19 protein-coding genes are annotated in these 19731 nt (G+C 61.1%); 3 read left to right on the forward strand and 16 right to left on the reverse strand.

Going from position 1 to position 19731, the window contains the following annotated elements; all coding sequences use genetic code 11:
* Positions 1 to 14: 14 nt before the first annotated feature.
* Genes J3P84_RS04590 through J3P84_RS04600 form a run of 3 tightly spaced genes read right to left on the reverse strand, consistent with a single transcriptional unit; the run spans position 15 to position 1391 of the window.
* Positions 15 to 188, reverse strand: a complete 174-nt coding sequence (locus tag J3P84_RS04590; RefSeq protein WP_076386361.1) for a DUF3094 family protein — start codon at positions 186 to 188, stop codon at positions 15 to 17.
* Between the two features lie 52 nt (positions 189 to 240).
* On the reverse strand, positions 241 to 768 hold the full coding sequence (locus J3P84_RS04595) for an MOSC domain-containing protein (RefSeq protein WP_434628192.1): 528 nt from the start codon (positions 766 to 768) through the stop codon (positions 241 to 243).
* Positions 765 to 1391, reverse strand: coding sequence for a DUF1780 domain-containing protein (locus J3P84_RS04600; RefSeq protein WP_434628195.1), 627 nt, complete (start codon positions 1389 to 1391; stop codon positions 765 to 767). The genes J3P84_RS04595 and J3P84_RS04600 overlap by 4 nt, the downstream gene beginning before the upstream one ends.
* Before the next feature lie 143 nt (positions 1392 to 1534).
* On the opposite strand from J3P84_RS04600, the gene J3P84_RS04605 reads away from it, so the two are divergent.
* Positions 1535 to 2221: an energy-coupling factor ABC transporter permease gene (locus tag J3P84_RS04605; protein ID WP_434628198.1), complete on the forward strand. Its 687-nt coding sequence runs from the start codon at positions 1535 to 1537 to the stop codon at positions 2219 to 2221.
* 47 nt (positions 2222 to 2268) lie between these two features.
* Here the strand turns inward: J3P84_RS04605 and yacG are convergent, their stop codons facing one another.
* The 5 genes from yacG to pilB are packed head-to-tail and all read right to left on the reverse strand — an operon-like array spanning position 2269 to position 6886.
* Positions 2269 to 2475, reverse strand: a complete 207-nt coding sequence (gene yacG, locus J3P84_RS04610) for a DNA gyrase inhibitor YacG (protein WP_434628201.1) — start codon at positions 2473 to 2475, stop codon at positions 2269 to 2271.
* The gene (coaE, locus tag J3P84_RS04615) at positions 2472 to 3095 is read right to left on the reverse strand and encodes a dephospho-CoA kinase (RefSeq protein WP_434628204.1); all 624 of its coding nucleotides are present in this window, start codon (positions 3093 to 3095) and stop codon (positions 2472 to 2474) included. The genes yacG and coaE overlap by 4 nt, the downstream gene beginning before the upstream one ends.
* Positions 3095 to 3964, reverse strand: a complete 870-nt coding sequence (locus J3P84_RS04620) for a prepilin peptidase (RefSeq protein ID WP_434628207.1) — start codon at positions 3962 to 3964, stop codon at positions 3095 to 3097. The genes coaE and J3P84_RS04620 overlap by 1 nt, the downstream gene beginning before the upstream one ends.
* Before the next feature lies 1 nt (position 3965).
* Positions 3966 to 5183: a type II secretion system F family protein gene (locus J3P84_RS04625; RefSeq protein ID WP_434628210.1), complete on the reverse strand. Its 1218-nt coding sequence runs from the start codon at positions 5181 to 5183 to the stop codon at positions 3966 to 3968.
* A gap of 2 nt (positions 5184 to 5185) precedes the next feature.
* Positions 5186 to 6886: a type IV-A pilus assembly ATPase PilB gene (gene pilB / locus J3P84_RS04630; RefSeq protein WP_434628213.1), complete on the reverse strand. Its 1701-nt coding sequence runs from the start codon at positions 6884 to 6886 to the stop codon at positions 5186 to 5188.
* A 226-nt stretch (positions 6887 to 7112) separates the two neighbouring features.
* Between pilB and J3P84_RS04635 the strand changes: the two genes are divergently transcribed.
* Positions 7113 to 7535 carry a pilin gene (locus J3P84_RS04635; RefSeq protein ID WP_434628216.1) on the forward strand — a complete coding sequence of 141 codons (423 nt, stop codon included), beginning with the start codon at positions 7113 to 7115 and terminating at the stop codon, positions 7533 to 7535.
* A gap of 344 nt (positions 7536 to 7879) precedes the next feature.
* The gene (locus J3P84_RS04640) at positions 7880 to 8233 is read left to right on the forward strand and encodes a BON domain-containing protein (RefSeq protein ID WP_434628219.1); all 354 of its coding nucleotides are present in this window, start codon (positions 7880 to 7882) and stop codon (positions 8231 to 8233) included.
* Positions 8234 to 8551: 318 nt separating this feature from the next.
* Here J3P84_RS04640 and J3P84_RS04645 read toward each other — a convergent pair whose 3' ends face one another.
* The 8 genes from J3P84_RS04645 to panB form a co-directional block, all read right to left on the reverse strand.
* Positions 8552 to 8848 carry a DUF2845 domain-containing protein gene (locus tag J3P84_RS04645; RefSeq protein ID WP_434631157.1) on the reverse strand — a complete coding sequence of 99 codons (297 nt, stop codon included), beginning with the start codon at positions 8846 to 8848 and terminating at the stop codon, positions 8552 to 8554.
* Between the two features lie 2 nt (positions 8849 to 8850).
* Positions 8851 to 11784, reverse strand: a complete 2934-nt coding sequence (locus J3P84_RS04650; RefSeq protein WP_434628222.1) for a DUF748 domain-containing protein — start codon at positions 11782 to 11784, stop codon at positions 8851 to 8853.
* A gap of 116 nt (positions 11785 to 11900) precedes the next feature.
* Complete coding sequence (locus J3P84_RS04655) at positions 11901 to 12917, reverse strand: class I SAM-dependent rRNA methyltransferase (protein WP_434628225.1); 1017 nt, start codon at positions 12915 to 12917, stop codon at positions 11901 to 11903.
* Between the two features lie 251 nt (positions 12918 to 13168).
* Positions 13169 to 15106 (reverse strand): acetate--CoA ligase, encoded by a 1938-nt coding sequence (gene acs / locus J3P84_RS04660; protein ID WP_434628228.1) that lies wholly within the window; start codon positions 15104 to 15106, stop codon positions 13169 to 13171.
* A 205-nt stretch (positions 15107 to 15311) separates the two neighbouring features.
* Positions 15312 to 16976 (reverse strand): glucose-6-phosphate isomerase, encoded by a 1665-nt coding sequence (pgi, locus tag J3P84_RS04665; protein ID WP_305498770.1) that lies wholly within the window; start codon positions 16974 to 16976, stop codon positions 15312 to 15314.
* A 343-nt stretch (positions 16977 to 17319) separates the two neighbouring features.
* Entirely contained in the window at positions 17320 to 17700 is a 381-nt protein-coding gene (panD, locus tag J3P84_RS04670; protein ID WP_003228271.1) for an aspartate 1-decarboxylase, read from the reverse strand.
* Between the two features lie 214 nt (positions 17701 to 17914).
* Positions 17915 to 18775: a pantoate--beta-alanine ligase gene (gene panC / locus J3P84_RS04675; protein ID WP_434628232.1), complete on the reverse strand. Its 861-nt coding sequence runs from the start codon at positions 18773 to 18775 to the stop codon at positions 17915 to 17917.
* Entirely contained in the window at positions 18772 to 19572 is an 801-nt protein-coding gene (gene panB / locus J3P84_RS04680; RefSeq protein WP_434628235.1) for a 3-methyl-2-oxobutanoate hydroxymethyltransferase, read from the reverse strand. The genes panC and panB overlap by 4 nt, the downstream gene beginning before the upstream one ends.
* Positions 19573 to 19731: the final 159 nt, after the last annotated feature.

A 19731-nucleotide genomic window follows, 5' to 3' on the forward strand; every position in this document is an offset into this window, starting at 1 on the left:
GAGCATCAATCGGCTCATAGCGTCAGGTAACTGATCAATCGGCTCAACAGGCCCAGGCCAATCGTGATGGCCAGTACCACCACCAGGAGCATCCACGGCCGGAAAGGCCGGCGCTCGACTCGGTGCTGGGACAGTTGCAGGTACTCTTCGACATGCTTCTGGTCTTCTGGGTTCAGGCGACTGGTCATAAAGGCCTCGTCAGGTAGACGTTGCGAAAGGTGCAGACGTTACAGCGTCCGGCTATCCGGCATTAAAAGCAGCGTAGCCGGTTGCCGGGACGGGCTCGACGATCAGGCTGTCGTCCAGGCGAATGATTCCACTTTTTAACACCCGGGCGGTGATTCCGCCATGGCCGCGTACCGCCTGGAACGTGCCTTCGCCAAGATTTCGCTCAAGTCGCGCGCAGGGTTGGCACCAGCCGGTGGTTTCGAAGATCGCCTGGCCGATGCAAAAGCGCCGGCCCTTGAGGCTGAACAGGTTGATGCCGCTGACCACAATGTTGCGGCGCAGCTCCTCGGGACGCACCGGTTGTTCCTCGGGACGGCCCATCAGCGAGCTGATCACGGCCAGGTGTTCCCATTGGATCAACGTCACTTGCCGCGCATTACGCACGCCTGGGCGAGCGTGATCGCCGGTCAGGCCGGCTTCCAGTCGTGCCTCGACGGCGTCCAGCTCGATCATCGGTGCATGCCCTGCGGGGCGCACGCCGATCCAGCGTACCCGGCCCCGCTGCGGCACGGCGGCGATCAGTTCCTGTAACGGGCTCAAAGGCTGATCCCCACATCGAAGACGATGCTGCGGCCCAGGTTGCCCCGCAGGAAGTCGGGTGCATCGGGATGGGCGAACAGCACGCGGGCAAAGGTCGGGCCCACCAGCGACAACGAGCGCCACCCTTGGCGCAGGTACTCGGTAGGCGGCGGGAAATGGCTGTTGAGGTCGAGGACTTCGCGCTTGAGGCTGGCGAAAGCGATGATATCCAGCTCCCCCAGGTCCATGCCGCGCTCGGTGTAGTTATGGGCTTTCTTGCGCAGGGTCGGGGCCAGCCTCATCAGGAACTCGTTGGCCGGAATCCGTCTTGGCTTGGCCTCGCGACGCACCAGTTGGCTCAGGGAAAAGGCGGTGCGGCGGCGTTGCAGTTCGTCGCGCCATTCATCATTGAGACGACGGCCTTCATCGAGGACAAAAAACACTTCGAAATTGGCGTCGCGAAACAACACGTCCGGCGGCTCCCCGGCGGGCGCGAACTCATCGGCGCGATAGGGCACGTTGAGCCCCTGCAACAGGCGCTGGCAGACCCAACGCTCACGCTCCCATTTGCGGGCATTGGAGAGGAAGGCGTTGGCTTGCTCGGCCGCGATGGTCAACAAGCGTAAATAATCGGAATCATCCATGAGCCCAAGCTTAGCGTTCAATTACGACAAGCCGAAAGCGTTGCGTTGATTAATCGCGTTCGGGCGGGGGTGTAGAATGCCGGCTTGAATCTCAGGGCGATCATGGAGTCTCTGATGCAGGGGCACGCCAAAGGAGTACGTCGATGATCGGTACCGAGTTGCTCTCCTCGCAGACCCTGGCGGTCGGCTGGTTGATCTACGTACCGGTGTTGGCCTGGGCGGTGGCAAAGGCACCGTGGGTCGAGCTGTTTACCGACAATCGCCGCCACCATCTGCTGTTCGGCACGGTATTCGCGCTGATCCTGTTGTGGATGGTGCGACGGGATTTCGATACGGGGGTCTCGTACCACTTCATTGGCCTGACCGCCGTCACCTTGTTGCTGGACTGGCCGCTGGCGATCCTTGGCGGGTTATTTGCCCAGCTTGCGCTGGTGCTGTTGGGGCGCCAGGACATGATGGCCGTCGGGGTCAATGGCGCGCTGCTGGTTCTCCTGCCGGTACTGGTCACGGAATGCTGCGCGATCCTGGTGGAGCGTGCCCAGCCGCGCAATCTGTTCGTGTATATCTTCTGTTCGGGATTCCTCGCCGCCGCCCTGTCGGCGCTGGCGTGCTTGCTGCTGGGGCTTGGCCTGCTGTGGCATGACGGCATCTTCGCGATGCCTTATTGGCTGGAGGATTTCATCGGCTATCTCTGGCTGATGATCTTTCCCGAGGCCTTCATCAACGGCATGGTGGTCAGCGCGCTGGTGGTGTTCAGCCCCGAATGGCTGGAAACCTTCAACCGTACGCGCTACCTGTCGGCCCCCTGGAACGATGACGACAAGCCTTGATTCACTTCAAGGCTGCACCGCCTTCAGGCCCTCATGCTATGGAAAACCTAGTGATGGGAGCGAGGGTTGAAGTCTTCGCTGAACAATTCATCCTCCGCATCCGGTGCGACCGGGATCTTGTGTTCCTCCGACGCCCAGGCGCCCAGGTCGATCAGCTTGCAGCGATCGGAGCAGAACGGCCGGAATTTGCTTTCCGAGGTCCATTCGACAGGGGCGCCGCAGGTTGGGCAATCAACGGTTGGGGTTTGGCTCATGGTTGGCCTCCACGCAAAGTAAGGTAGAAGTGATGCAGGCGTTCGACCTCGCTGTGCAGCCAGGCGAGGTCGCGGTCGTTGACCACCACATCGTCGGCATGGCTCAGACGGTCCTGGCGACTGGATTGGGCTTTGAGGATCGCCTGGACTTGCTGTTCGCTGGTCTGGTCGCGCTGCAAGGTGCGTTCGATCTGCAATTGTTCCGGAGCGTCAATCACCAGGATCCGCTGGGTCATCGCGTACTGCCCGGATTCGATCAGCAGTGGCGATACCAGAATCGCATACGGCGATTGCGCCTGGCCCAGGTGATGGACGATTTCTTCGGCGATCAGCGGATGCAGCAATGCCTCCAGCCAGCGGCGTTCCTCGGCATTTTCGAAGATGAGCCTGCGCAGCGCTGCCCGATCGAGCGTACCGTCTGCCTGCAATACACCAGGACCGAAGTGTTCGCTGATCTTTGTCAGCGCCGGGCGCCCGGGCTCAACGACCCAGCGCGCCGCATGGTCGGCGTCGACGACGTGAACCCCCAGGTCGATGAAGTGCTCGGCCGCCGCACTCTTGCCGCTGCCGATGCCACCGGTCAGGCCGAGGATCCAGGGTTTTTTCGCAGAGCTGTTCATTAGAAACCGACTGACTGCCAATAGAAGTCGGTTATTTGACCACCCCAGAGCAAGGCAATCCAGCCGGCAATCGCCAGATAAGGTCCGAACGGGATCTGGGTCGACGTCGGCGCGCCGCGCGTGCGCAGCACAATGACGCCGATAATGGCGCCCACCAGCGACGACAGTAGCAGCGTCAGCGGCAGGATCTGCCAGCCGCCCCAGGCACCGAGCATCGCCAGCAGCTTGAAGTCGCCGTAGCCCATGCCTTCTTTCCCGGTCAGCAGCTTGAAGACCCAGAACACCGACCACAGCGCCAGATAGCCGGCCACCGCCCCCCACAATGCCTGGTTCAGCGAGACGAACAGCCCGAAGCTGTTGACAATCAAGCCCAGCCATAACAATGGCAGCACCAGGGAGTCGGGCAGCAACTGGTGCTCGGCGTCGATCAGGCTCATGGACAGCAGGCCCCAGCTCAGCAGCATCGCCATGGCGGCCTGCCAGCCGAAGCCGAAATGCCAGGCAATGAATGCCGACAGGACGCCACAGGCCAGTTCGGTCAGCGGGTAGCGCTTGCCGATGGGCACGGCGCAGCTGGAACAGCGGCCGCGCAACATCAGGTAGCTCAACAGCGGAATATTTTCCCAGGCGCGGATGCGATGGCCACAATGGGGACACTGGGAGTGGGGCCGCATCAGGTTGTAGACCGGACCGGGGGCGTCGGCCTGCAGGCCGAGCAAGTCCTGGGCTTGCAGGCGCCATTCGCGATCGAGCATCTTCGGCAGGCGCCACACCAGCACGTTGAGAAAGCTGCCAATGATCAACCCGAGCAGCAGCGCTGTCAGTACGAAGGCCAGCGGGTAAAGCACGAAAAATTCGCTCAGGGGCATGTCAGATCGCAGAGCCGAGTTGGAAGATGGGCATGTACATGGCAACCACCAGGCCGCCGACGACCACCCCCAGGATCACCATGATGAAGGGTTCCATCAGGCTGGTGAGGTTGTCCACCAGATTATCCACTTCGGCCTCATAAAAACTCGCCACTTTGTCGAGCATGTCATCCAGCGCACCGGACTCTTCGCCAATGGCGGTCATCTGGATCGCCAGGTTCGGAAAAATGCCTGAGGTGCGCATGGAGAAGTTCAACTGCATGCCGGTCGAGACGTCCTGCTTGATCCGCTGCACGGCACGCTTGAATACCACGTTACCGGTGGCGCCCGAGACGGAGTCAAGGGCTTCGACCAGCGGCACGCCGGCGGCGAACGTGGTCGAGAGCGTGCGCGTATAACGCGCCACGGCGGACTTGTACATCAAGGTCCCGACCAAGGGCAGCTTGAGCAGCCACTTGTCTCGCCAGTCACGAAACGCCTGGGAGCGCTTGAGGGCATATTTCACCCCGAAAAATCCGCCCACCACTCCGCCAAGCAGCACCCACCACCAGTCTTGCAGGAACTCCGACAAGCCGATGACCATCAGCGTGAAGGCCGGCAATTTTGCGCCAAATCCGGAAAATACCGACTCGAACTGCGGCACGACCTTGATCAGCAGGATGCTGGTGACCACCGCCGCGACGGCGATTACCGCGGCAGGGTAGGTCATGGCTTTCTTGATCTTGGCCTTCAGGGCTTCGCTCTTTTCCTTGTAGGTCGCGACTCGGTCGAGCAGCGTGTCCAGGGCACCGGCCTGCTCACCGGCATCCACCAGGTTGCAGTACAACTCGTCGAAATACTGCGGGCATTTGCGCAGCGAGGCGGCGAAGCTGTTGCCCGCGGCGACTTCCTGCTTCACCTCGTCCACCAGCTTGCGCATGTTGGGGTTGTCAAAGCCTTCGCCGATGATGTCGAATGCCTGCAGCAGAGGAACGCCGGCCTTGAGCATCGTCGCCATCTGGCGGGTGAAGAGCGCGATATCCAGCGGCTTGATGCGTTTGCCCTTGCTGAATATCGAGGTGGATTTCTTGCGTACCTTGCCCGGATTGATCCCTTGCTTACGCAGCTGTGCCTTGACCAATGCCGGGCTCTGGCCGGTCAGTTCGCCGGACATTTTTGTGCCTTTGCGGTCCTTGCCTTCCCACGTGTAGACGTCGGTTTTTGCTGCCTTGACCGCCATGCTCAATCCTTGGTGACCCGGTTGATTTCTTCGAGACTGGTGACGCCTTGCATCACCTTGACCAGCCCCGAGGTGCGCAAGTCATTGAAGCCGTCCTTGCGCATTTGCAGGTCGATTTCCAGGGAGTTGCCTTCGGCCATGATCAGCCGCTGCAGCTCCGGCGTGTTCTTGACCACTTCGTAGACCCCCACGCGACCCTTGTAGCCGTTGTTGCACTGTTCGCAACCGACCGGCTCATAGATCGTGAATGAGCCGATGCGTTCCCGCGGGAAGCCCTCCTTGAGCAGGGTTTCCTCGGGAATCTCGATGGCTCTGCGGCAGTGCATGCACAACTTGCGCGCCAGGCGCTGGGCGATGATCAGGTGCACTGCCGTGGCGATGTTGAAACCGGGGATGCCCATGTTCTGTAGCCGGATCAGGGTTTCGGCAGCGCTGTTGGTGTGCAGCGTGGACAGCACCAGGTGCCCGGTCTGGGCCGCCTTGATGGCGATCTCGGCGGTTTCCAGGTCGCGGATCTCGCCGACCATGATCACGTCCGGGTCCTGGCGCAGGAACGAGCGCAGTGCATGGGCGAAATCCAGCCCCTGGCGCGGATTCACGTTGACCTGGTTGATGCCTTCCATGTTGATTTCCACCGGGTCCTCGGCGGTGGAAATATTGATGTCCACGGTGTTGAGGATGTTCAAGCCGGTATACAGCGACACGGTCTTGCCCGAGCCGGTCGGCCCGGTTACCAGAATCAGCCCCTGGGGTTGCTTGAGGGCCGCCATGTACAGGTCTTTCTGTTCCGGTTCGTAGCCCAGGGCGTCGATGCCCATTTGCGCGCTTGAGGGGTCGAGGATCCGGATCACCACTTTTTCTCCCCAAAGCGTGGGGAGGGTGTTGACCCGGAAATCGATGGACTTGGTCTTTGACAGGCGCATCTTCAGCCGTCCGTCCTGGGGCTTGCGCCGTTCGGAAATGTCCAGGCTCGCCATCACCTTGAGGCGCGCGGCAATGCGGTTGGCCAGTTGGATGGGCGGCTTTGCGACTTCCCGCAGCATACCGTCGGTGCGCACGCGTACCCGATAGGTCTTTTCATAGGGTTCGAAGTGCAGGTCGGAAGAGCCGCCCTTGATCGCATCCAGCAACATCTTGTTGACGAAGCGCACCACCGGCGCATCGTCGCCGTCCTGGCCGGCGATGGCATCCTGCTTGCGGTCGTCGATCGACTCGATGTCGAGGCCGTCGAGGTCGACGTCGGCCATGCCTTCCAGGCCCGTGCTGCTGGACTCGAAGAACTTCTCGATGGCATCGCTGAGCTTGTCGTCCTCCACCAGTATGGCTTCGGTGGTCAGGCCGGTGCTGAACTGTATGTCGTTGATGGCCTGGTGATTGGTCGGATCGGAAATGCCCACGTACAGCTTGTTGCCACGCCGCCACAGGGGCAGGGCGTGATGCTGGCGCACGAGTTTCTCGCTGACCAGGCCAGCGGGCTGGTTGTCCTTGTCGAGGCTGTTGAGGTCCAGCAGGGCGATACCAAAATGCTCCGAGGCGATTTCCGCCACCTGGCGGCTCTGGACGAGTTTGTTCTGCACCAGATAGCTGACCAGGGGCGTGCGATTGCGCTGCGCCTGTTGATAGGCCTGCTGTGCGCTTTGTTCAGTGATCAGTTCGGCCAGCACCAGTTGCTTGGCCAGGCCGCTGAGGGCAATGTCATTCATGGGAATACCGGTGGCGGACTGTTCATGATTTATAGCCTAGTCAAGCATATGCGGCTGACCAGCGAGCAGAGGTGACAAAAAGCGTCAGATAGTGCGGTTGTCGGGGTAGGACGTTGGTCGTTTGCGGCGGGGAAGGCCTTGGGTGGCTGGGCTTTCCAGGGTTGGCATGTGCCCTGCAACGGCCGTTTCAGGTCATGAGATTCCGACTCATGCATGGGAGATGTCTATGAACAAGCAAAAGGGTTTTACGCTGATCGAGCTGCTGATCGTGGTGGCGATCATTGGTATTTTGGCGACGTTTGCGTTGCCGCAATATTCAAAGTATCAGGCGCGGGCGAAGGTGACGGTAGGGCTGGCGGAGGCTTCTTCGTTGAAGGTGCCGGTTGAAGACCTTCTGAATAAAGGTACAACGCCAACCGCTGCCAACACGGGCGTACCGGCATCAAGCAATAATTGCACAATGGCTGTCGCAGGTGATGCTGCTGCCGGGACCGCCACCGTCACTTGCACCATCAAGGAAGCGCCTTCTTCCATTGTTGGTAAAACGATCACTCTCAGTCGTGCCGGGACGGGGGCCTGGACCTGTGCTTCTAATGTTGCTGAAGAGTTCTTGCCAGCGGGCGGTTGTACAGTCGCGGCTGCCCCGTAAATACCTCATTCACCTGAGGCTCAAGTCCGTCACCATGGCGCAAGATTGCTTGCGCCGTCTGGCTTACATAAAGGGCTGCTACGAAGCCCAGCGGGAGCAAGCTCCCTCGCTACGGAAAATCTTGTTAATTCATAACGTTAGCGAACGGCTTAAACCCGCAAGTTGCATGTACCAAAATCCCCGGTCATGCAATTTGCATGATTCTGAAAACAGCCGCTTCGCTTAACTATTTGATTTATAGAGAAATACCTTTTGTTTCAAAACTGGCACAGCCTTCGCACTACTCCTGACAACCTGCCGCGATGCACTTTCGGCAGTTTCTGAGAAAAACAGGAGTTACTCGTATGAAGAAGTTCGCTATCACTGCCGCTGCTGCCACTGCACTGACCCTGACCATGGCTAACGCATTTGCCGAAACCACTCAAGCGACTCAGGCACCGATGATGCTGGCTGCTGGCGAAGTGACAGAGGCTAAGGAAGACGTTTCCGACACCTGGATCACCACCAAGGTCAAAGCTGACCTGGTCACCGAGAAAGGCATTCCAGGCTCCGACATCAAGGTTGAAACCAACAAGGGCGTTGTGTCCCTGTCTTCTATGACCAAAGTCACTGACGCTCAAAAAGACACCGCTGTGGCAATCACCAAGAAAATCAAAGGCGTCAAAGCCGTATCGGCTGACGGCCTGAAAGCCGAGTAAGGCTAGGCTTCTCGCCTGAACGGGAGAAGGCACGGCACGCGGGCTGAGATATACGTATGCCGTTGCTTTGGAGTTCATGCGAAAGGCCACAGGGACGTGGCCATTACAGGCCCCCGGCATTCGTGCCGGGGGCCTGTTCTATTCTGGGGAGGAAAAACCTGGTGTACGGCCTGGAAACCGGGTTGTTCTTTTCGCGAGCAGGCTCGCTCCCACACTGGACCGAGTTTCTTCAGGCAGAAATGCAGTCAAATGTGGGAGCGAGCCTGCTCGCGAAGGCGTCGGCGCTATGCATGGGAAATGCCCGTCACAGAGGCACGTTCACCGCCCACGCTTGCTGGTGATCTCCACCAGCCGATTCCCCACGAAGCGCAAGTATTGGTACATGCCGTTGTTGGGCCCGTAGGTCCATTCCTCCACCGGGTACTCATTCCGGCGATTGGCGCTGCGTTGGTAGCCCAGGTCATCGCGCGCCGTGGGCTCGCCACACTTCTGCAGCACCTCGCTGGAGCGATCACCGACGCTGATCAATTGGCTGCCGCAGCGCAGGGTCTCGGCGGCTGATGCATGGCCGCTCGCAAGCAGCAGGACCAGGCCGATTCCAGACAGACACTTCATTTTCATTCGGCATCCAGATGCATAGGAGTAATGACGCTACCGTCGCTTTCGGCCTGACCGAGGCTGGCGTCGATGAAGTACACGCGGTCATCGGCCAGCTTGCCCTTGTCCACCAGGAAGTCCTTGATGCTGCTGGCCCGTTCCTGTCCCAGTTCGCGCAACAGCAGATCACTGCCGCTCCAGAACTTGATGACCCCTTCACGGAGTTTTTCGATGCGGGCCTGTTTATCCAGTTGCGTCCATTCGGCCGGTGGTTGAGTCTTCAGGCGGGTGCGATAGATGCCTTCAAGCAGCGGGGCTTTTTCGTCTTCCGGTACTTCCAGCAACGAAGCTTTCGCCGGGACCTTGTCGCCCCTGCGCTGCAGCATCTTGTAGTAGTTGTACTGGTATTCGCGTTCCAAGCGCTGGGCGGCGAGCAGCGGGCCGTCGCTGCTTTCGGCGGCGGTGCCTTCGATCTCCAGCTTCAGCTCTGGCCGTTTGCCCAGGGCTTCGGACAACTTGAGCAGAGCATTTTCGTTTTCCTTGCTGAGGTCACTGGAGCCCGGTGCGAACGCCACGCTGCCCAGGTCTTCCGAGCCGCCGCCGGCCACCAGCCCGCCGATCAGCTTGAACGGCGCTTGTGCCGCGCGGACCACCAGGTTGCGCAAGGTTTGCCAGACAATCGGCATGACGCTGAACTGCGGGTCGTTGAGGTTGCCGGAAACCGGCAGCTCGATGGAGATCCTGCCCTCGGAATCTTTCAGCAGGGCGACGGCGAGCTTGAGCGGCAGGCTCACGGCGTCCGGGCTGTCGACCTTTTCCCCTAGTTGCAACTGTTCGACCACGACTTTGTTGTCGGCCTGGAGCTGGCCCTTGGTGATCCGGTAATGCAGGTCGAGATTGAGCCGGCCCTTGCGGATGCGATAGCCGGCGAACTTGCCGGAGTACGGCGTCAGGGTGGTCAGCTCGACCCGTTTGAAACTGGTGGCGATATCGAGGCTGGCCATCGGGTCGAAAGGGTTGACCGCGCCCTTGATCGTGACAGGCGCGTAGCGATCGACCTTGCCTTTCACATCGACGGTGGCGGGCTTGGCCTGGCGGCTGTCGATGGTGCCGATCTCGCCGTTGAGCTGCTGGACGGCTGTGGCGAAGTTCGGCGTCAGGCTGAAGTCGGCGAAATTGGCCGAACCGTCGTTGATGGCGATTCCGCCGACATGAATCCCCAGCGGTTTTTCCTTGGGTGCCGGTTTGGCCGCGGTGTTTCTGGCCGGGGCGTCGGCAGGTTGTGGAATCAGCAGGTCGTCGACGTTAGTGGTGCGATCGTCGTTGATCATGAAGCGTGCATAGGGCTGGAACAGGTTGACCTTGTCGATCGACAGGCTGTCGCCATGCTGGTAATTGAGGCCTTGGAGTTCCAGGCGCTGCCATTTGAGGAAGTCACGGGTCTTGAGTGTGTCGAGGGTATGCAACTGATCGACCTGGGCGCGGCCGGTCACGGCGAACGCCAGCGGTTCGGTACTTTTCAGGTCTACCGCCAGATCGCTGCCGAGCATCCCGGAGCGTAGCTCCAGGCGGATGAACGGGTTGATGTAGGCCTGGGCGACCCGCAGGTCGATGTCCTGGGTCTTGACGTTGAGCTTCGCGGTAACCGGGTTCAGATTGACCTCGCCATCGGCGAGCAGCTTGCCTTGTTTGCCCAGCCCGGTGTCCAGCTTGAGTTTGAAGGGCGAGCCGTTGAGTGTGTCGTAGTTCTGCAGGTCGAGATTCAGCGGGCCGAGGTCCAGGGCCACGGCCGGCTGCGCCTGGCGGTCGGCCAGGTGTATCTGGTAATCGCGCAGTTGCACGTCCTTCAGCATCACCTGCCAAGGCTTGCTCGGTGTTGTCGGCTCAGGCTTGGGCGAGTCGGCGGCTGCCGGGGCCGAGGCCGGTTCGGCCTTGACCTTGGGTTTGGCTGCCTGGCTGGCGAAGAGCTTCTGCCAGTCCAACTGCCCGTCGGCTTCCCGAGCGGCCCAGGTCTCGAGTTTGTGGCTGCGGATCTTGCCCACGATGACCTGCTGCTTGCCCAGGTCCAGCGAGGTTTCGCTGACCTCCAGGCGCTCCAGCCTTGCCAGCGGACGGCCGTCGGGCGCCTTGATGGCGAAGGGCGCGACGCTGACCGACGCGTTGTTGAGCAGCAGCTCCGTGCCCTTGGCGAGGTTGAGCTTGTACTCGGTGCTGAGGTTCAGCACGCCGTTTTCCAGAACGAGCGGCACTGCGTCTCGCACGTAGGGCCACCAGGCTTTCATCTGGCCCCCGGTCACCTTGAGCGTGCCCTCGGAGGCGATCGGCGCGAGGCTGAAGTTACCGGTCCAGTCGATCTGCCCACCCTCGGGACCGACGGCCACCAGGGTCATGTCGGCGCTGTCGTCGGGCAGGGTGCTGAGGTTCTTCAGCTCGAAGTCGAGGGTGTCATACAGGAACTCGATGGGTTCGCTGGGGCGCAGGTCCTGGAAGTGCACGTAGCCGCTGGCCAGTTTGATCCGCTCGACTCGCAAGGGAAAGGGCTTGGCGTCGGGATCCGCCGGAGTCGGTTCGCTGGGCGGCAGCTTGAACAGGCCCAGCAGATTCAGCTGGCCGTCCTTGGCGAACGCGATCTCGGTCCTGGGCTTGTCCAGCTCGACGTCGGCCAGGTGCAGGGCGCCGGACCACAGACTGTCGAGTTGCAGGTTGGCATAGAGCCGTTCGAAACCGACCTGTTCCTTGCCAGGTTCGCCGACCACCAGTCCCCACAAGGTCACTTCAAGGCTGAAAGGATTGAGCTCGATGCGCTGGATCTGGGCCGGCACCGTCGCATGGGCGGCCAGTTGCTGATTGGCGATCCGCAGGGCAATGCCCGGCAGTATCAGAAAACCCAACAGACTGTAGAGGGCCAGTGCGGTCAACAGGGCGCCGAAAGCGCGAATCAATCCTTTGGGCATGTGTGGCTTCATCTGGTGTGAATCGGAGTGCCTTGGAGTATGGCATGTGATTACGGTTCCGAAGCCACTGTGTTTTATGAGAATTGTCCGTTTTATTCGTGGGAATTCATGGGGGCTCAGAGCTGGAGGACCAACGTCTTGAGCGGCGGCTGTTGATCCTGCGAGGGAAAATCGCTGCCAGGTGTCAGCACGCTCCACTCGCGAACCGGGCGGCCGGCTTTTTCCGCGCAGCGCAATACCTGCTCGCGCCAGTCGTCCATGGACACCTTCGCCAGGTTGTTGCAGCAGATCAGCACGCCATTTTCGGCGGTGGTGAGCAGTGCCGGCTTAAGCAGGCTTTGGTAATCGCGCAGCAGGTCGACTGTGCCGAAAGCGCTCTTGGCCCAGGCCGGCGGGTCGAGCAGCACCAGGTCATATTGGCGTTGCTCCAGACGCACGTAAGCGGGCAGTTTCTGTCCGCGGCGTTGACTGATCGGCAGGCCGGCGAGTTGGCGAATCGCCGGGAAATAATCCGACTGGACGAATTCCATCGTCGGCAGGTCGGGATTGAGCAGGCCGTTCTCGCGGCCCACCGCCAGGTTGCCCTCGGCGAAGTCCAGGTTGCACACCTCGCGCGCTCCGCCCGCCGCGGCGCTCAGGCCGACGCCGCAGGTATAGGCGAACAGGTTCAGCACGCTTTTGTTCCGGCTGTGGTCCTTGACCCAGCCCCGGGCGTTGCGCAGATCGAGAAACAGCAACGGATCCTGCCCGGCGTGACGTCCGCGAACCCGGTAATTCAACCCCCACTCATGGCCAACCAGGTCTTGCAAGGCAGCCTCGTCAGGCTGATAGATGCTGTCCTGGCGGTCGATGCGCGAGTTGCCCCGGGCGCGGTCGTTGTAGACCAGCAGGGTATCCAGGCCCAAGTGTTGATTGACGATGCCGTGCAGTTGCAACAGGGCCTCGCGCTCCAGTGATTGATGAAAACTCTGCACCAGCAGCTGCGGGCCGTAGCGGTCGACCGTCAGGCCGGGAGCGCCTTCCTGGCTGCCGTGGAACAGGCGATAGCAATCGGTGCCCTGCTGATGCAGTTGGCCAAGCAGGTCCTGACGCTGGTCGAGGGCGGCGCGCAGCGCCAGATTCAAGGAAGACATGCCGGGCGCGCCTTAAGGAAATGAGGCGCGGGAGTTTAGCAGTTATAGGTTAGAGACCCACTGTTCAGACTGGCACCGATCATCTGTGGCGAGGGGATTTATCCCCGCTGGACTGCGCAGCAGTCCCCATAGAGAGCGCGAGGTCTGACCGACACTCCGAATGGTCAGGTTTCAGGGCTGCTGTGCAGCCCAACGGGGATAAATCCCCTCGCCACAAGAAATGGGTGCTTCAGGATATTGGGGCGCCTGTCTCAGCGGTTCAGGCGCGTGTCGATCAGGCCCTCCACCACGCTCGGATCAGCCAGGGTCGAGGTGTCGCCCAGGCTGTCGAGCTCGTTGCAGGCGATCTTGCGCAGGATCCGCCGCATGATCTTCCCCGAGCGGGTCTTTGGCAGGGCCGGCGCCCACTGGATCAGCTCCGGCTTGGCAAAACTGCCGATTTCCTTGCTGACATGGGCCAGCAACTCCTTCTTCAACTCGTCGTTGGCTTCGACCCCGTTCATCGGCGTGACAAAGGCGTATATGCCCTGGCCCTTCAAGTCATGGGGATAACCCACGACTGCTGCCTCGGCAATGTTGTCGTGCAACACCAGCGCACTCTCTACCTCGGCGGTGCCGATACGGTGTCCCGACACATTGATCACATCGTCGATACGCCCGGTGATCCAATAGTCGCCATCTTCGTCGCGACGGGCGCCGTCGCCGGTGAAGTAGTACCCGGGGTAAGGCTTGAAGTAGGTGTCGACCATTCGCTGGTGGTCGCCGTAGACGCTGCGAATCTGCCCCGGCCAACTGGATTTTATCGCCAGTACGCCGCTGCCCGCGCCGCTGATCTCCTTGCCGACTTCATCCAGCAGCACCGGCTGCACGCCGAACATCGGCCGGGTGGCGCAGCCCGGCTTGAGCCGTGGCGCGCTTACCAGCGGGCTGAGCATGATGCCGCCGGTTTCGGTCTGCCACCAGGTATCGACAATCGGGCAGCGTTGTTCGCCTACGACGTTGAAATACCATTCCCACGCTTCCGGGTTGATCGGCTCACCAACACTTCCGAGCAAGCGCAGGCTCTTGCGCGAAGTGTCCTGCAACGGACCGGCGCCCTCGCGCATCAGCGCGCGCAGGGCGGTCGGCGCGGTGTAGAAGATGTTGACCTGATGTTTGTCGATCACCTGCCAGAACCGCGAACTGCTCGGATGGCTTGGCACGCCCTCGAAGATCAGCGTGGTGGCGCCGTTCGCCAGTGGCCCGTAGACGATATAGCTATGGCCGGTGACCCAGCCGACATCGGCGGTGCACCAGAACACTTCGTTGTCGCGGTAATCCAGCACGTACTTGAAGGTTATTGCCGCCTGCAACAGATAGCCGCCGGTGGTGTGCAGCACGCCCTTGGGTTTGCCGGTGCTGCCGGAGGTGTAGAGGATGAACAGCGGGTCCTCGGCGTCCATCGGTTCGGGGGGGCAGTCGTCGCTCATGTCGTGCATGGCCTGGTGGTACCAGACGTCGCGCCCTTCGACCCACTCCACCTCGCCCTGGGTGCGCTCCACCACCAGCACGGTGCTGACGTCCGGGCAGCTTTCCAGCGCCTTGTCGACGTTGCGCTTGAGCGGTATGAATCGCCCGCCGCGCACGCCTTCGTCGGCGGTAATGACGGTGCGGCAATCGGCATCGAGAATCCGGTCGCGCAGCGAATCCGGGGAGAACCCGCCGAACACCACCGAATGCACCGCGCCGATGCGGGTGCAGGCGAGCATGGCGTAGGCCGCTTCCGGGATCATCGGCATGTAGATGCAGACCCGATCGCCTTTTTTCACGCCACGGCTTTTCAGCACGTTGGCCAGGCGGCACACATGATGGTGAAGTTTCTTGTAGGTGATCTGTGCCGATTCGGCGGGATTGTCGCCTTCCCAGATGATCGCGATCTGGTCGCCGCGCGTGTCCAGGTGACGGTCGATGCAGTTGGCGCTGACGTTCAGCTTGCCACCGGCGAACCAGCTCGCTTCGCCGCTCTTCAAGTCGTAGCGCTGGACGGTCTGCCAGGGCGTCATCCAGTCAAGAAAACGCGTGGCCTGCTCGGCCCAGAAGGCGCTGGGGTGTTCAATGGATTCTTTATAGAGCCGCTTGTACTCGTCCTGACTCAATTGCGCAGCCCGGCGGACGGCATCGGCGTGGGGGTACTGGCTGATATCGAACATGACGGTTCCTTATTCTTGTTTTGCGACAAGACATAAAGATGCGCCGAGTAAAAATCGAGTTCAAGTCGTACATGGAGCCAATGTGGGAGCGAGCTTGCTCGCGATAACGATTTAACATCCAACAAAGGAGTTGTCTGTTAGACCGCTATCGCGAGCAAGCTCGCTCCCACAGGGATCAGCGGTGAGCTGTAGGAGCGGGGGACGATCAGCCGCGATGACGTCCGCGGAAGTAGCTGATCAGGCCCTGGGTCGAAGCATCTTCGGCCGGGCTTTCTTCGCTGCCCACCAGACGGTTGTAGACGCCTTTGCCCAGTTCCTTGCCCAGCTCCACGCCCCATTGGTCGAAGGCATTGATGCCCCAGACCACGCTTTGCACGAATACCTTGTGCTCGTACAGCGCAACCAGTGCACCGAGGCGGCGCGGGCTGATGCGTTCGACCACCAGGGTGTTGCTCGGGCGGTTGCCCGGGATCACCTTGTGGGGGGCGAGCTTCTGCACTTCTTCTTCACTGGCGCCTTTATCGCGCAACTCGGCCTCGGCCTCGCTGCGAGTCTTGCCGAGCATCAGCGCCTGGCTCTGGGACAGGCAGTTGGCGTACAGCCACTGATGATGGTCGGCAACCGGGTTGAAGCTGACGATCGGCACGATGAAATCGGCCGGGATCAGTTGGGTGCCCTGGTGCAGCAATTGATGGTAGGCGTGCTGACCGTTGGCGCCGACGCCACCCCAGATCACTGGCCCCGTATCGGTGGACACCGGCGTGCCATCCTGGCGGACGCTCTTGCCGTTGGATTCCATGTCCAGTTGCTGGAGATGCTTGGTGATGTTGCGCAGATAGTGGTCGTACGGCAGGATCGCATGGCTTTGCGCACCCCAGAAATTGCCGTACCACACGCCAAGCAGCGCCAGCAGCACCGGCATGTTCTGGTCGAACGGCGCGCTCTGGAAATGCTGGTCCATGGAATAGGCGCCGGACAACAGCTCCTTGAAGTTCGACATGCCGATGGCCAGGGCGATCGGCAGACCGATGGCCGACCACAGCGAGTAACGGCCGCCGACCCAGTCCCACATCGGGAAGATGTTTTCTTCGCGGATGCCGAAGGCCACCGCGGCGGCGTTGTTGCTCGATACCGCGATGAAGTGGCGATAGAGCTCCGCTTCCGAGCCACCTTGTGCCAGGTACCAGGCACGAGCGGCCTCGGCATTCTTCAGGGTCTCGAGGGTATTGAAGGATTTCGACGAGACAATGAACAACGTGGTCTCGGCGCGCAGCTTCTGGGCCAGCTCGTGGAACTCACTGCCGTCGATGTTCGCCAGGTAGTGACAGCGCACGCCTTTATGCGTGTAGGACAACAGCGCTTCGGACACCAGCTGCGGGCCGAGGAAGGAGCCACCGATGCCGATGTTCACCACGTCGGTGATCGGTTTTTCGGTGTAGCCGCGCCACAGGCCATCGTGAATGCGACCGACCAGATCGGTAATCTGGTTCAGCACTTTGTGCACATCGGGCATCACGTTGACGCCATTGACCAGCAATTTGTCGCCGACCGGGCGACGCAGCGCGGTGTGCAGGGCCGGGCGGTTCTCCGAGGCGTTGACGATTTCGCCTTCGAACAGCGCCTCGATCGCGCCCTTGAGGTCGACTTCGTTGGCCAGGTTTACCAACAGGTCGCGGGTCTGGGCGTTGATCAGGTTCTTCGAATAGTCGAGAAACAGGCCGCAGCTCGACAGGGTGAATTGATTGAAACGCTGCGGATCGGCATTGAACGCTTCGCGCATGCTGAAATCCTGCATGGCTTTGCGGTGGTCATTCAGCGCTTGCCAGGCGGGCAGAGCGGTCACGTCATGAGGAGTTCGGTAATACGCCATCGCTGCGGGTTTCCTTTTACTTTGAACGGCCTTTTTAACACTGAAAAATTCCGGCGCGGCCCGAGAAGGGCGTCCGGACAACTGCGTCGACACGATCGCCGGACACAGGGCGACTACAGTAAACCTCGCGTTGCGATCTGTCTTGACTTTGTCTGACAGTTTCCCGGTACTTTTTTATACAACAACGGGTGATCGGGTCCGACAGGCGGAACGCAGATTCCACCTGTGGGAGCGAGCCTGCTCGCGAAAGCGCTCTGGCCGATACATTGAGAGTGACTGACACACCGCCTTCGCGAGCAGGCTCGCTCCCACAGAAGAGGGGCGTGGGAGCCGTTGGATTCGGTCAGGCCACCTGGACCGGAATGGCGTTGCTGGTGTGGCTCAGTTCGTTGCCCGGCGCCATGTAGAGCATGCGCGGCTTGAAGTTGAGCAGTTCGGCTTCGCTGTAATGGGCATAGGCGCAGATGATGACGCGGTCTCCGACCTTGGCCTTGTGCGCCGCAGCGCCGTTGACCGAGATCATCCGCGAGCCTTCTTCGCCACGGATGGCGTAGGTGGTGAAGCGCTCGCCGTTGTCGACGTTGTAGATCTGGATCTGTTCGTATTCGCGGATGCCCGACAGGTCCAGCCACTCACCGTCAATGGCGCAGGAGCCTTCGTAGTCGAGCACGGCGTGAGTGACTTCGGCGCGGTGCAGCTTGGCCTTGAGCATGATGGCGTGCATGAGTGTTTCCTCTGGTCGGGTCCAAACGGCGGGCAGTTTGCCCGAAGGCTTGGGGGGCGGCAATACGCGTGGGATCTGCAAATACAGTCTGTCAGGCACCCCATACTCCTGTGGGAGCGAGCCTGCTCGCGAAGGCGATGTATCAGTCGACGCTTGCGCCAACTGACCTGCCGTTTTCGCGAGCAAGCCCGCTCCCACAGGAGCGCTGAGGTGTTCAGGCGGGCGTGTCGAGTTCCAGATGCAGGTTGTCGATCAGGCGCGTGGTGCCCAGGAAGGCGGCAACCAGAATCACCAGGTCGCGATCCTCGCTCACAGCTGGGCGCAAGGTCCTGGCGTCACGGATTTCCAGGTAATCGGGACGCAGGCCGGCGGATTCGAGCTGTTTGAGCTGTTCGCCAATCAGCGCCGGGAAGTCCCGTCGCCCCTGCCTGATCGCTTCGGCGATCTGGCTCAGGGCACGGTAGACCACGGGCGCCACGGCGCGTTGCTCGGGGCTGAGAAAACCGTTGCGCGAAGACAGCGCCAGGCCGTCATCGGCGCGCACGGTCGGCTCGCCGATGATCTGGATCGGCATGTTCAGGTCATGCACCAGCGCGCGGATCACCGCCAGTTGTTGGAAATCCTTCTGGCCGAACACCGCCAGATCCGGCTGGACCATGTTGAAGAGCTTGCTGACCACCGTCGCCACGCCTTCGAAATGCCCCGGACGGCTGGCGCCACACAGGCCTTCGGACAACTGCGGGACGCTGACGCGGGTCTGCCCGGCCATGCCATCGGGATACATCTCCTCCACGCTGGGCGCGAACAGCAGATGGCAGCCGGCCTGGAGCAGTTTCTCCTGGTCGGCCGCGAGGGTGCGCGGATATTTGTCGAGGTCTTCGCCAGCGCCGAATTGCAGCGGATTGACGAAAATACTCGCCACGACAAAATCGGCCCGCTGCGCCGCCTTGGTCACCAGCGCCATGTGCCCGCTGTGCAGGTTGCCCATGGTCGGGACAAAGGCGATGCGTTTGCCTTCGCCCCGGGCGCGGGCCACGGCGGCGCGGAGTTCGCGTACGGTCTTGACGGTGTTCATGCGGAAAATCCGTGCTCGGCGCCAGGGAAGGTCGTCGCCTTCACTTCAGTGACATAGGCGGACAAGGCTGCCTGGATAGTGGTTTGCCCGGCCATGAAATTCTTCACGAACTTGGGTACGCGGCCGGTAATCGACAGCCCAAGCATGTCGTGGAGCACCAGTACCTGGCCGTCGGTGGCGTTACCGGCGCCGATGCCGATCACCGGGATTTTTACCGCTTGAGTGATTTCCTGCGCCAGCTCGCTGGGTACGCATTCGAGCAGCAACATGGCGGCACCGGCCTGTTCCAGCGCAATCGCATCGGCACGCATCTGCCGCGCCTGGTTTTCGTTGCGGCCCTGGACCTTGTAGCCACCGAGGATATTCACCGCCTGGGGCGTCAGGCCCAGGTGTGCGCACACCGGGATACCGCGCTCGGCCAGCAGGCGGATCGAGTCGGCCAGCCACAACGCGCCTTCGACCTTGACCATGTGGGCACCGGCCTGCATGAGCATGGCGCTGTTGGTCATGGTTTGTTCGAGGGTGGCGTAGGCCATGAACGGCAGGTCGGCGAGGATCAGCGCGTCGGTGTTACCGCGTTTGACGGCGGCTACATGGTAGGCCATTTCGGCGGTGGTCACCGGCAGCGTGCTGTCGTGCCCTTGCAGCACCATGCCGAGGGAATCGCCCACCAGCAGCACTTCGACACCGGCCTCGTTGCAGGCATGGGCGAAGGTTGCGTCATAGCAGGTCAGCATGGTGATTTTTTCACCTTTCTGCTTGAGACCTTGCAGCGTGGTCAGGGTAATAGCTGGCATGAAAAAGTCCTCATTAGGCGCTCGAATACAGGCGCACCTTCTATGCGTGGTGCTTGTAAGGCCTGGATTACGCCCATTAGCGCCGCGTTGGCGGCGACGGGACGCCTATAGTCGTGAGGAGCAACCGGGAAGTCAATTGGATGTGTTACCGGTGGGTGT

Origin of the sequence: Pseudomonas sp. Z1-29 (genome assembly GCF_051131995.1) — a bacterium.
In the GTDB taxonomy this organism is placed as follows: Bacteria; Pseudomonadota; Gammaproteobacteria; order Pseudomonadales; family Pseudomonadaceae; genus Aquipseudomonas.

Bases quoted from the DNA above. Each gene is read 5' to 3' on its own strand.
- panC (WP_434628232.1), bottom strand. From the start codon at position 18,775: ATGAACACCGTCAAGACCGTACGCGAACTCCGCGCCGCCGTGGCCCGC.
- J3P84_RS04635 (WP_434628216.1), top strand. From the start codon at position 7,113: ATGAACAAGCAAAAGGGTTTTACGCTGATCGAGCTGCTGATCGTGGTG.
- J3P84_RS04625 (WP_434628210.1), bottom strand. From the start codon at position 5,183: ATGGCGGTCAAGGCAGCAAAAACCGACGTCTACACGTGGGAAGGCAAG.
- J3P84_RS04590 (WP_076386361.1), bottom strand. From the start codon at position 188: ATGACCAGTCGCCTGAACCCAGAAGACCAGAAGCATGTCGAAGAGTAC.
- J3P84_RS04650 (WP_434628222.1), bottom strand. From the start codon at position 11,784: ATGCCCAAAGGATTGATTCGCGCTTTCGGCGCCCTGTTGACCGCACTG.
- panB (WP_434628235.1), bottom strand. From the start codon at position 19,572: ATGCCAGCTATTACCCTGACCACGCTGCAAGGTCTCAAGCAGAAAGGT.
- yacG (WP_434628201.1), bottom strand. From the start codon at position 2,475: ATGAGCCAAACCCCAACCGTTGATTGCCCAACCTGCGGCGCCCCTGTC.
- J3P84_RS04620 (WP_434628207.1), bottom strand. From the start codon at position 3,964: ATGCCCCTGAGCGAATTTTTCGTGCTTTACCCGCTGGCCTTCGTACTG.
- acs (WP_434628228.1), bottom strand. From the start codon at position 15,106: ATGTTCGATATCAGCCAGTACCCCCACGCCGATGCCGTCCGCCGGGCT.
- pgi (WP_305498770.1), bottom strand. From the start codon at position 16,976: ATGGCGTATTACCGAACTCCTCATGACGTGACCGCTCTGCCCGCCTGG.
- coaE (WP_434628204.1), bottom strand. From the start codon at position 3,095: ATGAACAGCTCTGCGAAAAAACCCTGGATCCTCGGCCTGACCGGTGGC.
- J3P84_RS04645 (WP_434631157.1), bottom strand. From the start codon at position 8,848: ATGAAGTGTCTGTCTGGAATCGGCCTGGTCCTGCTGCTTGCGAGCGGC.
- pilB (WP_434628213.1), bottom strand. From the start codon at position 6,886: ATGAATGACATTGCCCTCAGCGGCCTGGCCAAGCAACTGGTGCTGGCC.
- panD (WP_003228271.1), bottom strand. From the start codon at position 17,700: ATGCACGCCATCATGCTCAAGGCCAAGCTGCACCGCGCCGAAGTCACT.
- J3P84_RS04655 (WP_434628225.1), bottom strand. From the start codon at position 12,917: ATGTCTTCCTTGAATCTGGCGCTGCGCGCCGCCCTCGACCAGCGTCAG.
- J3P84_RS04600 (WP_434628195.1), bottom strand. From the start codon at position 1,391: ATGGATGATTCCGATTATTTACGCTTGTTGACCATCGCGGCCGAGCAA.
- J3P84_RS04605 (WP_434628198.1), top strand. From the start codon at position 1,535: ATGATCGGTACCGAGTTGCTCTCCTCGCAGACCCTGGCGGTCGGCTGG.
- J3P84_RS04640 (WP_434628219.1), top strand. From the start codon at position 7,880: ATGAAGAAGTTCGCTATCACTGCCGCTGCTGCCACTGCACTGACCCTG.